This window comes from uncultured Draconibacterium sp. (assembly GCF_913060805.1).
Taxonomy (GTDB): domain Bacteria; phylum Bacteroidota; class Bacteroidia; order Bacteroidales; family Prolixibacteraceae; genus Draconibacterium.
Genome location: NZ_CAJXTC010000007.1, coordinates 38580 through 53293, shown reverse-complemented (window position 1 = coordinate 53293; position 14714 = coordinate 38580). Strand labels below are relative to the sequence as shown.

Genomic DNA, 14714 nt, shown 5'->3' with positions numbered 1-14714 from the left:
AAAATATGCTTAAATCATTCAACAAACAAAAACGGAACTGGCCTTATTTACTGGCACTTCTTATTCTCATTGCTCCTTTAAAGGGGTGCAGCGAAGAGGGAACAGAAGCAGGTTTTACTGCCGATTTTTCGTATTCATTTATTGATGATAACAACGTTCGGTTTATCAACGAGTCGGAAGGAGACTATTTAAGATTGAACTGGAATTTCGGAAACGGCCGCACGGAATCGACCACGACAAAATCTCAATCGTACGATGTTTATTATCCTGAAGCCGGAGATTATAACGTAAACCTTTTGGTGATTGGCCTCGACAGTGAGCAAAAGTCTGCTGCGAAATCGATAAATATTTCCAGCACCGATTTTGCCATAAGTTTTACGGCCGAAGCAGATGCAACAAATCCGAACAACATCAATCTGAAAAATACCTCGGTTGGCGATTTCGATTCTTTTCAATGGAAGTTCAGAAATAAAATCATTGAAAACGAAACAAATGCTGTGGCCTATTTTCCTTACGCAGGAACGTACACGGTTGAGTTGATGATTACCAAAAACGGAGATACTTTTTCGTCAACTCAAGATATTACCATTGCCGCTGACGACTCGGAATACTTCTCGAAATTGGAATTGGTTTGGGAAGATAATTTTGATGGAGATGCAGTAAATAGCGACAACTGGACCTTCGAAACCGGCTCGGGAGGTTGGGGAAACAACGAACTTCAGAATTATACCGCCGGAGACAATGCGGTGGTTCAGGATGGAATTCTCACCATTACCGCCGAAAAAGTAAACGACGCCAAAGTAGCCGGATCGTACACCTCATCGCGAATGATCACCAGTGGCAAAAAAGAATTTACCTACGGACGCATGGAAATCCGCGCCAAACTGCCATCGGGAACAGGTATTTGGCCCGCAATCTGGATGCTCGGTGCCAACATTGGCAACGTGGGCTGGCCCGCTTGCGGCGAAATCGATATTATGGAATATGTAGGTTACGAACCCAATACCGTTCATGCAACAGTGCACACATCTGCTGGATTTGGCGGAAACGGAAGTGGCAACAAAAAGCCCCTTCAAACCGCCGAAGAAGAATTTCATGTTTACGGTCTTTTCTGGACTGAAAAAGAACTGGTTTTTTATACCGATTCACCCGAAAATATTACACACCGCTATGCACCCACAAGCAAAAACGACGATAACTGGCCATTCGACAAACCACAGTTTTTTATCCTGAATGTGGCTGTTGGTGGCAACTGGGGAGGCGCCCAGGGCGTTGATAATTCCATTTTCCCTCAATCGATGGAAGTGGATTACGTTCGCGTATATCAGGAGATGTAGAACTAAAACTAACTATAATGAAAATGAGAGCTTTAATATTAATTATCGGGACCTGGCTGGTGACAGGTTGCACAGCAACGTTGACCGATCATCCCGATCCTGTTGAACAGAAAATCAACAGTTTGCTAAGCGAGATGACGCTGGATGAAAAGATCGGCCAGATGCAACAGGTAAACGACGGTTCGTTTGGCGACGATGAAGCGACAAAACAAGCCATTAGAGACGGCAAGGTTGGATCGTTTCTGAACATGATGGGAGCCGACCGGGTTGCAGAATTTCAGCGTGTGGCATTGGAAGAAAGCAAACACGGCATTCCGCTACTTTTTGGGCGCGATGTAATTCACGGATATCGCACCATTTTCCCAATTCCGTTGGGAATGGCAGCATCGTGGGAGCCCGAGCTGGCTGAAAAAGCGATGCGTATTTCGGCGATTGAAGCCTCATCGATGGGAATTAACTGGACATTTGCACCAATGATGGATGTTACGTGGGATCCGCGCTGGGGACGAATTGCCGAAAGTTGTGGCGAAGATCCGCTGCTGACTTCGATGTTTGCAGCCGCTATGGTAAAGGGAATTCAGGGTGATTTAAGCGATCCAACAGCAGTGGCAGCCTGTGCCAAACACTTTGTGGGTTACGGAATGTCGGAAGCCGGCCGAGATTATAACACCACTTACATTCCGGAACCGTTGCTCAGAAACGTTCATCTTCGTCCGTTTAAAGCTGCAGCCGATGCAGGAGCATTAACTTTTATGTCGGCATTTAACGACTTGAACGGAGTGCCAACTTCTGGAAATAAATTCACGCTAAAACAAATTTTGCGCGACGAGTGGAGCTACAAAGGAATGGTGGTTAGCGACTGGGGATCGATTGAGGAAATGATCAACCACGGTTTTGCTGCCGATAAAAAACAAGCCGCTGAAATTGCTGCAGAAGCCGGTGTTGATATGGAAATGGCAACAACTTGTTACGCCGATAATTTAAAGACATTGATTGAAGAGGGCGTGATAACCGAAGCGATGATCGACACTTATGTTGGTAATATTTTGCGGGTGAAGTTCAAGCTCGGATTGTTCGATAAACCTTACGACAATCACGTTTCAACCGACACGATTTTGGCACCAAGCCATTTGGCTGTGTCGCGCGAAGCAGCACGAAAAAGTATGGTTTTGCTGAAAAACAACAATAACACTTTGCCCATCTCCAGAAATATTCATTCGCTGGCAGTAATCGGGCCGTTGGCCGATGCTGCACGCGACCAGTTGGGAACCTGGATTTTCGACGGACAAGGTGAAGACTCAACAACACCAAAGCAGGCTTTCGACGATATTTTGGGTTCGAGAATGCACTACATTGCCGGCCTCGAATACAGCCGTGATAAATCGACAAAAGGATTTGCACAAGCTGTTGCCGCCGCCAAAGGCTCTGATGCCATTTTGTTCTTTGCCGGCGAAGAGTCCATTCTTTCGGGCGAAGCAAATGCGCGAGGAATGATCGACCTTCCGGGAGTTCAGTCGGAACTGATTACCGAATTGAAAAAAACAGGCAAACCGCTTATTTTAGTGGTAATGGCCGGCAGACCGCTGGCAATTGGCGCCGAAATGGAGATGGCCGACGCCGTGCTTTATGCCTGGCATCCGGGAACAATGGCAGGCCCTGCAGTGGCCGACCTGGTTTTTGGCGACTACTCTCCATCGGGAAAATTACCGGTTACATTTGTTAAAGGCGCCGGACAGATTCCGTTTTACTACTATCGTAAAAACACCGGCCGCCCGGCTACCGAGAACGATGTTACTTATATCGATGATATTCCACGCGATTCAAAACAATTGTCGCTGGGTTTTAAAACCATGCACATCGACTATGGCATTACTCCTCTCCTGCCCTTTGGTTTTGGATTGAGCTATACCGAGTTTAAATACGAAAATCTAAAATTGTCATCGCACGAAATGTCTACTAACGGATCAATTACGGTTTCGGCCGACATTAAGAATATTGGCAACTACCAATCCGAAGAGATCGTTCAGCTTTACGTGCACGACAAAGTGGGCAGTATTACCCGACCAATAAAAGAATTGAAAGGTTTTGAAAAGATAAACTTAAACCCGGGCGATGTTAAAACGGTAAGCTTCGAGTTAAAAGCTGAAGATCTGCAGTTTTTTAACGGCGACGATTACGTAATAGAACCGGGAGATTTTGATCTTTGGATCGGCCCGAATTCTGATGAAGGATTACATCATACTTTTGTTTTGAAATAGATCTAATGAGCGATTAACGGAACTGAAAACATCGCTTGCTAACTTTCAGGTGCAGGCATTTCCATTAGCGAAATGCCTGTTTTCTTTTCTGCCAGTTTACAAACCTCCTTTAAACTCAACTTTCCACAGCCCACGAAAATCATTCAATTTATAACCCGTTGCCAAATCGGCCGGATACAATTCTTTCAGCTTAAATTTTGTGGCCTCGTTAATATCCGTTTCCGGATTGCCATGACATTTTAAACAGGCCGGCATTCCGGTTCTGATCGGTTTGTAATAAACCAAATCATTGCCACTTTGTAGTAAGGTGTCAGCCAGTTGTTCTTCAGCAAAAAGTTTCCACATTTGTTTTTCCTGCTCAGTATCCAGCGCATTTTGCGGATTACGGTTTTTGGCCGAAACTCTTGAAATTTCACAATCAAATACTCCATTCAAACTATCCACAATCGAACTTGCTTCAAGATTACAAAACTCAACAGCATATTCAGGTCCGCCGGTTTGAATGGCTTTTCCCACATTACTCAAAAGCACTGCTTGTACATTGACAGTAATTTCCTGCCCGCTGTTTTGGTACTTTTTGTAGGTTTCCTGATCCAGTTTCGGAGAACACGCGAAACAGAAAAACAGCAGTAGAATTGGTAAGAATTTGTTTGTCATAGTTCACATTTCTTAAATAAATAGTTCAAAATATCTTTAATTCGTCAACTGCAAGTTGAGGTTTATTTGTTAAATCACAAAATCAACTATCTTTGCGGCATCAAATATTCTTTCAATAAGGGTGTTTGGTTATACAGAAGAGTGGAGAGATCGGGCTCTGCGAAACTCTGGCAACCTTGTCAGCCAACCGGCGGATAAAACGGTGCCAATACCCGGCCGGAAACGGAATTATAATTAAAACACGATCGATGAAGAAACTGCACTACAAATTATTTTTTACAAGCTATCTGCACGGGGCAAATATGTGTATGCGCCAGCGGTTTTAACCGCATAAAACTAGCCGAGTAAAAATATCATTAAGAACTTTAAATGAAGACAGTAGCCGATTTCGAAAGTTTATACTTCCGACTTCGAGCTTCACCTTCCGACTTAAAAAATATGTCGACAACAAAATCGTACGAAGAAATTAACCAAAAACTGAAGGCCGGAAAAGCAGTTGTTTTAACCGCCGAAGAAGTTGCAGAGATGGCGAAAGAAATGTCGCCCGAAGAAATAGTTGAGAAAGTAGATGTAGTAACCACAGCAACCTTTGGCGCCATGTGTTCGTCGGGGGCGATTATAAATTTTGGCCATGCCGATCCGCCAATCCGAATGGAAAAAATACGTTTGAACGGCGTTCCGTGCTACGAAGGGCTCGCCGCTGTTGATTCATACATCGGCGCAACTGCCTGCGATCCCGACAATCCGGAATACGGCGGCGCGCATGTTATTCAGGATCTGTTGGAAGGCAAAGATGTACTTTTAGAAGCCTGGGCAAAAGGCACCGATTGTTATCCGCGGAAACACATAAAAACCAAGATCAACATTAATACGGTAAACGAGTTCACGCTTTTTAATCCGCGAAATGCTTACCAGAACTACAACGTGGCGGTAAACACCACATCAACGATAAAACATACCTACATGGGTACTTTGTTACCCAATTTACGGAATGCCACCTACTCCACTTCGGGCGAATTAAGTCCGCTGCTGAATGATCCGGAGTTTAAAACCATCGGGCTCGGAACACGTATATTTTTGGGTGGTACGCAAGGATTTGTCGTTTGGCCGGGAACGCAGTTTCACACCACAAAACCCAAAAACGAATTGGGAGTTCCGGTTACCAACGCCGCTACAATTGCGGTAATGGGGAACCTGAAAGAAATGTCGCCCGAGTACATTCAGGCGGCTTCGTACGAAAAATATGGTGTGAGTATGTTTGTAGGAATTGGAATTCCCATCCCGGTGTTAAATGCTGATATTGCTAAACGCGTATCGATTAACAACAGCCAGATTGAAACTTCGGTACTCGATTACGGAACAGTTGGAACACCAAAACTGGGGCAGGTTACCTACGAAGAATTGCAGTCGGGAACCATAAAAGTAAAAGGCAAAAAGATAAGAACAGCCCCTGTTGCCAGCTTAAAGAAAGCACGTAAAATTGCAGATGAACTGAAGAAATGGTTGCAAAACGGCGAATTTGAAGTTACCAAACCGGTGCAAATGTTCCCTTCAAATACAGCATTAAACGGACTAAAAGAAACGGAGGTCGACAATGATTAAGAAAAGATATATACTGAACTTCCCTCCGCAAAGCGGCGACAAAGCTTTTACCTATCACCTGGTGAAAGAGTACGATATCCGGATTAATATTCTAAAAGCAGAAGTTTATCCCGGAAAACGTGGAAGCCTTTTATTGGAGCTTCATGGAAAAAAGGAGAACATTGAAAAGGGTGTTGAATACATTAAAAGCCATAAAATTACCTGCGAATCGTTGGACAAACGCATTCGCTGGAAAGAGGAAAAATGTATCGATTGCGGAAACTGCACCGCCGTATGTTTTGCCGGAGCTTTAAATATGAACAAAAAGTCGTGGGAACTGGAATTCGACAAAAGCAAATGTGTGGTTTGCGAACTTTGTATTCCGGCGTGCCCACTGAATTTGTTTGAAATTGATTTTAGATAAGTTTACTCATGAACCGTCATTCCGAACTTGTTTCGGAATCTCATTGAAAAGATGCTGAATCAAGTTCAGAATGACGTAATAAATAATTTCTGTCTAATGAATATTTTTGAAGAACGTACATACCGCAGCCAGTTTAATACCGAACGTTTTACCGGAGTCGAGGTAAAACACCTGGAAACTGATCTTTGGATCGGTGTCGATCCGGCATCGTACAAAGAAGAAATGCACGAAGTGGCTTTGGCAAAAATGAGATCGCTACGCCAAACTTTCGATGCTTACATCGAAAAAGAACCGTTTTTCAAGAAAAGCCTTAAACCGTTTCAGCCGTCTGACTTTGCCCCGGATGAAGCCAAAGAAATGGCGCTCGCTGCCGAAAAAGCCGGAATTGGACCGATGTCGGCAGTGGCAGGATTGTTTGCCCGCGAAATTGGAGAAGAAATTTGTAAAAACTTTTCGGTGAAGGAGCTGTTAGTTGAAAACGGCGGCGACATTTATTTGCTTTTACAGGACGAATTGGTTTTGTCGGTTTTTGCCGGCGAATCCATTCTATCTGAGCGCATCGGGCTGGTAATTTCAGCAGGGAGTAGTACCTTTGGGATTTGTACTTCTGCAGGAACTGTTGGTCCGTCGTTAAGTTATGGAAAAGCTGATGCCGTGGTGGTGGTTTGCAACGATATTCTTATGGCAGATGCACTGGCAACGGCTCTGGGAAATAAGGTTAAAACACCTGACCATGTTGAGAAAGTGATTAAACAGGCAGAAAACTTTCAGGAGATACAATCGTTGCTCATTATTTGCGAAGACAAAATTGGGATTAAAGGAGACAACGAAATTAGGATATTGAAATAGACTCACCCCTTAATCCCCTCAAGGGGAGAACAGACAAACAACGGTTACGTAGAAATTGAAAGAGAGAAAAAATGATTAATAAAAGAGACATACGGGAAGAACTCAAAAAGAGAGTGTTGGTATTGGATGGAGCAATGGGTTCTCTGATTCAGGAATATAAACTGGACGAGGCCGATTACAGGGGCGAATTATTGAAAGATCATCCCAGTGATATGAAAGGCAACAACGACATGTTGTCGCTAACCCGCCCTGATGTAATTTCGGAGATCCATGAGGCATATTTGGAGGCTGGTGCTGATATTATCTGTACCAACACCTTTAATGCAACAAGCATTTCGCAGGCCGATTACAATACTGAGAAGTATGTCTATGAAATGAATAAGGCTTCGGCTGAAGTGGCCAAAAAACTGACCGACAAATACACCGAAGTCAATCCGGATAAACCACGTTACGTTGCAGGATCAGTGGGTCCTACCAATAAAACCTTATCACTTTCGCCCGATGTGAACGATCCCGGTTATCGTGCTATCTCATTCGACGAGGTAAAAATCGCCTATCGCGAACAGGTGGAAGCATTGCTCGATGGCGGAGTTGATCTGTTATTGATCGAAACAATTTTCGATACGCTAAATAGCAAGGCAGCCATTTTTGCCATTGAAGAAGTATTGGACGCAAGAGGCATAACTATCCCGCTGATGGTTTCGGGAACCATAACCGATGCCAGTGGCCGTACACTTTCAGGTCAAACGCTTGAAGCCTTCCTGAACTCGGTTTCGCATGTCGATTTGTTAAGTATCGGACTAAACTGTTCGTTGGGAGCCACCGATCTTCAGCCCTACATAAAAGAGCTGGCCGGGAAAGCACCGTTTCACATCAGTGCGCACCCCAATGCCGGATTACCCAACCAGTTTGGCGAGTACGATGAAACGCCCGAAATTATGGCCGGGCACATCAAACAATATCTCGATAATAACTATGTAAATATTATTGGTGGTTGCTGTGGTACAACACCTGCCCACATAAAAGCTTTTGCCGATATGGCGGCCAAAGCAAATCCGCACCACCGCGCCGAAGCTACCACTTACACTAAACTTAGTGGTCTGGAGCCGGTTACCATCACCGAAAATACCAATTTCCTGAATATAGGAGAACGTTGTAACGTTGCCGGATCGCGCAAATTTGCACGATTGATTAGCGAAGAAAAATACGAGGAGGCACTGACAATTGCACGTCACCAGGTTGAAAACGGCGCACAGGTAATTGATGTAAACATGGATGATGCCATGCTCGACGCCGAAAAGGAAATGACGACTTTCCTAAACCTGATTATGGCCGAACCCGACATTGCCAAACTGCCCATAATGATCGACTCATCAAAATGGCACGTAATTGAAGCCGGGTTAAAATGTTTGCAGGGAAAAGCCATTGTAAACTCTATAAGTTTAAAAGAAGGCGAAGAAGTTTTTATCGAGCAGGCACAAAAAATTAAACGTTACGGTGCTGCCGTTATCGTTATGGCTTTTGATGAAAAAGGCCAGGCCGACAACACCGAACGCCGCAAAGAAATATGCAGCCGCGCCTATAAAATTCTTACCGAAAAGGTTGGATTACCGGCACAGGATGTAATTTTCGATCCAAACGTGCTGACTATCGGTACCGGAATTGAAGAGCATAACAACTACGCCGTTTCGTTTATCGAATCGGTGAAATGGATAAAAGAGAATCTGCCGCTGGCAAAAGTTAGCGCGGGTGTTAGTAATGTTTCATTTGCTTTCCGCGGAAACAACGTGGTGCGCGAAGCCATGCACTCGGTGTTCCTGTTTCACGCCATAAAAGCGGGTCTCGACATGGGGATTGTAAATCCCGGAATGCTGCAGATTTACGATGAAATTCCAAAAGATTTCCTGGAACGGATTGAAGACCTTGTATTAAATCGCAGGCCGGATGCTACGGAAAGGCTGTTGGAGTTTGCTGAAAACCTAAAGTCGACTTCGAAAAAAGAAGAGAAAAAAGACGAATGGCGCGAACTGCCACTTGAAAAACGAATTGCTCACTCGCTGGTAAAAGGATTGCCCGAATTTGTTGACGAAGATATGGCCGAAGCCGTTCAGAAATATTCGCCGGCATTAGACATTATCGAAGGCCCATTGATGGACGGCATGAACATCGTTGGTGAGTTGTTTGGCTCAGGTAAGATGTTCCTGCCACAGGTGATCAAATCGGCACGCGTGATGAAAAAAGCTGTGGCTTATTTGCTGCCATTTATTGAAGCGGATAAAGCGAAATTCAAAAACAGCACGTCGCAGAAAAAGGTACTGATGGCCACCGTTAAAGGCGATGTACATGATATTGGCAAAAACATTGTTGGTGTAGTGCTGGCTTGTAACAACTACGAAATCATTGATTTAGGCGTTATGATACCAACCGAAAAAATCCTTGAAGAAGCCATTAAAAACGAAGTGGATGTAATCGGGTTGAGTGGTTTGATCACTCCATCGCTGGAAATTATGGTAGAGATTGCCAAAGAAATGGAACGCCGCAAAATGAATATTCCGGTGATGATCGGTGGTGCAACCACGTCAAAAATACACACTGCCGTTAAAATTGCTCCTGAATATTCGGCACCGGTTGTTCATGTAAAAGATGCTTCGCTGGCTGTTAATGTGGTTTCCCACCTGATTTCCAGGAACGAAAAATTCCTACAGAATCTGGATGCTGAGTACGCTCAGATTCGTGAATTCCAGGGAAAACGAAAAACAAAAGAATACTTAAGCCTTAAAAAAGCACGCGAGAATAAATTCCCGATCGATTGGAACAACACACCCATTTATAAACCGAATTTCACGGGCGTAAAACATTTGACCGACTTCCCGCTGGAAGAATTGCGTAAGTACATCGACTGGACATTCTTTTTTATCACCTGGGGATTAAAAGGTCATTATCCGCAAATTCTGGCCGATGAAAAACAGGGCGAAGAAGCCAAAAAACTGTTTAAAGAAGGCAACGAATTTCTGGATGAAATTATCGAGAAAAAAATGCTGCAGGCCAATGCTGCTTTCGGTATTTGGCCGGCGCAATCGGATGGCGACGACGTAGTTCTTTACGAAGATGAATCGTGCGAAAAAGAGATTGGACGTTTCTATCACCTTCGTCAGCAAGAGAAGAAAAAAGAGGGTGTAGCCAATTTCGGACTGGCCGATTTTGTGGCACCAAAAGGATCGGGAAAAGTGGATTATTGTGGTGGTTTTGCCACCACTGCAGGAATTGGCATTGAGAAATGGACCAAGCAGTTCCGCGAGGAACACAACGATTATAAAGCCATTATGGTGGAAGCACTGGCCGATCGTTTAAGTGAAGCTTTTGCCGAGCTGCTTCACCTCGAAATTCGTAAGAATTACTGGGGTTATGCACCTGACGAAAACCTGTCGCTCGATGAGATTCTGAAAATTAAATACCAGGGAATTCGTCCGGCATTGGGCTATCCGGCATGTCCGGAACACTCCGAAAAAGAGAACTTATTTAAACTACTCGATGCTGAAAAGATTGGTATTACATTAACAGAGCACTTTGCCATGTATCCAAACGCATCGGTGTCAGGACAGTATTTTGTGCATCCTGAGTCGCGCTATTTCAGTCTTGAAAAAATTAGCAAAGACCAAGTGGAAGATTATGCGAAACGTAAAAATGAATCGGTAGAATTTGTTGAGAAATTCTTGCCAACAAACCTGAATTACAAATAACAAATTAGTAAAAGCCTCACTTTTGTGAGACTACCGGAATAAATATTAACCTTGAAATACTAATATTTGATATTAGTATTTCAAGGTTATTTTTTATTGTTTATCTTGAATTTCTAACATCCAACATTTCTTTTTCAATATAAAAGCGTAATTTTAAAGAAAACACGGGTTTATGTTATTAACAAGAGAACGGTTTGTAAACGAATTAAAAGAATCCATTAGGTTTAACCCAATCACAGCAATATTAGGGCCTCGACAATGCGGAAAAACAACATTAGCGAGAATAATTGCTTCCTCACAACAACCCGAAAATATTTTTGATTTGGAAGACCCGGCAGATTTTGAGCTGTTAAAAGCAGCTCCAAAATCGTTGCTGCAAAATGCGCGAGGACTTATAATAATCGACGAGATTCAGCTTCTACCGGAATTGTTTCCATTACTTCGGGTATTGGTTGATCAGGAAAATACAGACCGGAAGTTTCTAATTCTCGGCAGTGCCTCGCCAGATTTAATCCGAAAATCATCTGAAAGTCTGGCCGGACGAATAGGATTTATCAACTTAACAGGATTTCGGCTCAACGAAGTTGGAAAAGATAAAATGGAACAGCTATGGTTTCGTGGTGGTTTTCCGCGTTCGTTTTTAGCAGAAAACGAGAAGCAAAGCTTTAGCTGGCGGAATAATTTTACCCAAACATTTTTAGAACGTGATATTTCGCAAATTGGGTTTAACGTTGCACCGGTTGCATTACGAAGGTTTTGGCAAATGCTGGCACACTATCATGCACAGATTTGGACAGGAGCCGAATTTGCGCGTTCGCTGGGCGTTTCGGAGCCGACAGTAAAACGTTACCTTGATCTGTTAACCGGAACCTTTATGGTCCGCCAGCTACAACCCTGGCACGAGAACCTTAAAAAACGTCAGGTAAAATCGCCCAAAGTTTACATTCGCGACAGCGGAATACTTCATTCCCTGCTATCTCTGGAAGGAGATGCTATTTATACTCACCCAAAGCTCGGCGCATCGTGGGAAGGATTTGTTATTGAGCAATTGATTCAACATGCCGACACCCGCGATTTTTTTTACTGGCGTACACATGCCGGAGCCGAATTGGATTTGCTGGTACTAAAAAACGGCAAAAGAATAGGTTTTGAGGTAAAATTCTCGGATGCAGCCAAAACCACCCGATCGGTACATAGCGTTATTGAAGATTTAAAACTAGATAAATTATACCTGATTAACCGGGGGACACGTAAATTCTTTTTAACTGAAAACATTGAAGTAGTGCCTGTCAACCAACTTCTTTCCATTAAATTTTAAACAGCGGTTAAATAAATGCCAGCTAATAATGCTCTTATAATTAGAATCAGATAAAGAGGTGCGATTTTGTTATCTTTGCACTTCGTAACAAAATACAGACTAAATAATGAAAGTTATAGACACCATAAATCAGGCAAAGAAAACCGTTTTTTCTTTTGAGCTGCTGCCGCCATTAAAGGGCAACGATGTTTCGCGCCTGCATAAAACGATTGAGAGTTTAACAGAATTCGATCCAAAATACATTAATATAACTACTCACCGCGACGAGATTGAATTTAAAGAACTCGCAGACAGAAGCATTGTAAAACAAACAGTTCGCAAACGTCCGGGAACAGTGGCTATTGCTGCCGATATTCAGCACAAATACGGCATTCCGGTAGTACCGCATATTTTGTGTGGCGGTTTTACCAAAAGTGAAACTGAACACGTTTTGATCGACCTGAATTTTCTGGGAATCAACAATGTTCTTGCGCTGCGTGGCGATGGTCTTAAAAACCAACACGTTTTTAAACCTACCGAAAACGGGCACTCAAACGCCAACGAGTTAGTAAAACAAATTAAAGATCTCGGAAAAGGAAAATACCTGGATGCGGATCTGAAAAACAATAAACCGCTTGACTTTTGTATTGGTGTTGCCGGTTATCCGGAGAAACATTTTGAATCGCCCAATATGGAGCAGGACATGGCTTACCTGAAACAAAAAGTTGACGAAGGCGCTGATTACATTGTAACACAAATGTTTTTCGATAACCAGGTGTATTACGATTTTGTTGATAAATGCCGTGCAATGGGAATTACGGTGCCAATTATTCCGGGTATCAAACCGATCAACCTGAAAAACCAGTTAACGGTACTTCCAAAAATTTTTAGCATCGACTTACCACTGGAATTATCAAAAGAGCTGGCAAAATGTAAAAACAACGATGACGCCCGACGTGTAGGAACAGAGTGGGCCATTTTCCAATCGAAAGATTTGGTTTCACATAACGTACCGTCGCTGCACATTTATACTTACGGTATTTCTGATAATGTTAGTGAAATTGTAAAGGCTGCTTTCTAAACGGAAAGAAGCCAAAATCATACAAAAAAAGCAGGCTGGAAATTAATTTTTCCAGCCTGCTTTTTTTATATCGTATATATTATTTTCGACTATCCTTCCACCTGAATTTCAATATCCTGCTGATTTAGTTTATCGTTATCAGCCTGGTTGTTGAGTTTTAACGAATAGATCATCCCTTCAACCTGACGCAATAAATTGCGTTTATCTTTACTCGGCGCATACACAAAACCAAAAGCGTTAATTACACGCTGGTTCGAAGCATCCAATTCTGACAGTGAAATGTATGGTCCACCCATAAAATCATTCTCTACACGCCACAAACCACGCATTTCGGAGGCATAATTTCCATTGTGCTTAATTACATTATTAATCTGGTCGACGCGTTTTTCTGTCGACATGTAACTTCCGTCAGTCGGGCCCGGAACGTATTTTTTAAGTAAACTGTCGCGAATTGGCAGCTGGTAACCAACAGTAAATGCACTGTCGGAAACATACGGATACGAATAAATCACAATTCCCTGGGTAATTTCAGGCGAATCGAATTGTACCCACAAAAAATCCTTTTTATTTTCCATGATACGGAAGCCCGGAGGCACTTTCATGGTAACATCGAACTCGGTATTCAGCGTATTAAAAACGGCCTTTTCGTAGGTGTTTTTATAAGTCATTGTTACGCGCTCTTTCTCAGCCTGTACAAAATATGATAGTATTCTGTCCTTATTTTCGTCGAAGATCTTTGCAAACTCGTCGGCATTTTTAGCACTAATTTGTACGGTAGCCTGTGGATAAGCCCACACATCGTCGGTGAATTTAATTCCGCTCTCATCAACATTTGGCGAAATAGTAGTTTGTACAATGTTTCGTGTCGATCTGAAAATATCTTTAAAGGCTTCGTGCGGAACGTTAATCAAATCGAAAAGCGGCTCTTCCTGCGGCAAACCTGCGTGCGGCTGCGCCAGTGTTTCGCGAACAACTTCTCCGGGTTTTCCATTCCACGAATCTTTAGAAATTACGACAACCATCTCACCGGCTTTCCCGGTAATATTTTTGTACATAACAGTAGAGTCGGAATCGCAGCTCGCAAAAATTGCGGCAACGAGCACTAGAAAAACAAGGTGGTTAATACGTTTCATATAATCTGTTTTTTTGGATTTCTAAGATAGATAACAAAAACCTTACCATACTGTAAATCTGCAACATGGCAAATGAAAAGGCAATCCGCTGAAATACAAAAAATCCCGTAACTGTAATACAGAACGGGATTTGTAATATCTATTTCGATATTAATTACTTTTCGATTTTTTCGCTTTCCGGTTTTTTATCGTCAGCCTCATCTTCTTTTGTGGCTTCTTTAAATTCCTTCATTCCTTTTCCAAGTCCTTTCATCAACTCCGGAATTTTACGACCACCAAACAGAAGTAAAACAATTATTAAGATGATTATTATTTCCTGAGGTCCGATAAATCCTGCTACTACAAATAAATTCATAT

General features: G+C 42.9%; 11 protein-coding genes and 1 riboswitch. Of the genes, 8 read left to right on the top strand and 3 right to left on the bottom strand.

What is annotated here, in order from left to right; all coding sequences use genetic code 11:
* Nucleotides 1–5: 5 nt before the first annotated feature.
* Together QZ576_RS05720 and QZ576_RS05715 are read left to right on the top strand one after the other, a co-directional pair.
* On the top strand, nucleotides 6–1337 hold the full coding sequence (locus QZ576_RS05720; protein WP_297094969.1) for a family 16 glycosylhydrolase: 1332 nt from the start codon (nucleotides 6–8) through the stop codon (nucleotides 1335–1337).
* Nucleotides 1338–1360: 23 nt separating this feature from the next.
* Nucleotides 1361–3595, top strand: a complete 2235-nt coding sequence (locus QZ576_RS05715) for a glycoside hydrolase family 3 N-terminal domain-containing protein (RefSeq protein ID WP_297094966.1) — start codon at nucleotides 1361–1363, stop codon at nucleotides 3593–3595.
* Nucleotides 3596–3691: 96 nt separating this feature from the next.
* Here QZ576_RS05715 and QZ576_RS05710 read toward each other — a convergent pair whose 3' ends face one another.
* Complete coding sequence (locus QZ576_RS05710; RefSeq protein WP_297094964.1) at nucleotides 3692–4252, bottom strand: DUF3365 domain-containing protein; 561 nt, start codon at nucleotides 4250–4252, stop codon at nucleotides 3692–3694.
* Between the two features lie 126 nt (nucleotides 4253–4378).
* Nucleotides 4379–4489: riboswitch (SAM riboswitch) on the top strand.
* A 132-nt stretch (nucleotides 4490–4621) separates the two neighbouring features.
* Between QZ576_RS05710 and QZ576_RS05705 the strand changes: the two genes are divergently transcribed.
* The 6 genes from QZ576_RS05705 to metF all read left to right on the top strand — a co-directional run bounded on the left by QZ576_RS05705 (nucleotide 4622) and on the right by metF (nucleotide 13224).
* The gene (locus QZ576_RS05705; RefSeq protein WP_297094962.1) at nucleotides 4622–5854 is read left to right on the top strand and encodes a homocysteine biosynthesis protein; all 1233 of its coding nucleotides are present in this window, start codon (nucleotides 4622–4624) and stop codon (nucleotides 5852–5854) included.
* A complete protein-coding gene (locus QZ576_RS05700) occupies nucleotides 5847–6257 on the top strand; it encodes an NIL domain-containing protein (protein ID WP_297094960.1) in 411 nt (136 codons plus the stop codon). Before QZ576_RS05705 ends, QZ576_RS05700 begins: the two co-directional genes overlap by 8 nt.
* 96 nt (nucleotides 6258–6353) lie before the next feature.
* A complete protein-coding gene (locus QZ576_RS05695) occupies nucleotides 6354–7106 on the top strand; it encodes a UPF0280 family protein (RefSeq protein WP_297094958.1) in 753 nt (250 codons plus the stop codon).
* Nucleotides 7107–7177: 71 nt separating this feature from the next.
* Nucleotides 7178–10846, top strand: a complete 3669-nt coding sequence (gene metH, locus QZ576_RS05690; RefSeq protein ID WP_297094957.1) for a methionine synthase — start codon at nucleotides 7178–7180, stop codon at nucleotides 10844–10846.
* Nucleotides 10847–11018: 172 nt separating this feature from the next.
* Nucleotides 11019–12164 (top strand): ATP-binding protein, encoded by a 1146-nt coding sequence (locus QZ576_RS05685; RefSeq protein WP_297094955.1) that lies wholly within the window; start codon nucleotides 11019–11021, stop codon nucleotides 12162–12164.
* 106 nt (nucleotides 12165–12270) lie between these two features.
* The gene (gene metF, locus QZ576_RS05680; protein WP_297094952.1) at nucleotides 12271–13224 is read left to right on the top strand and encodes a methylenetetrahydrofolate reductase [NAD(P)H]; all 954 of its coding nucleotides are present in this window, start codon (nucleotides 12271–12273) and stop codon (nucleotides 13222–13224) included.
* An 89-nt stretch (nucleotides 13225–13313) separates the two neighbouring features.
* Here the strand turns inward: metF and QZ576_RS05675 are convergent, their stop codons facing one another.
* Nucleotides 13314–14357: a DUF4837 family protein gene (locus tag QZ576_RS05675; protein ID WP_297094950.1), complete on the bottom strand. Its 1044-nt coding sequence runs from the start codon at nucleotides 14355–14357 to the stop codon at nucleotides 13314–13316.
* Nucleotides 14358–14511: 154 nt separating this feature from the next.
* Nucleotides 14512–14712: a twin-arginine translocase TatA/TatE family subunit gene (gene tatA / locus QZ576_RS05670; RefSeq protein WP_297094949.1), complete on the bottom strand. Its 201-nt coding sequence runs from the start codon at nucleotides 14710–14712 to the stop codon at nucleotides 14512–14514.
* Between the last annotated feature and the right edge of the window lie 2 nt (nucleotides 14713–14714).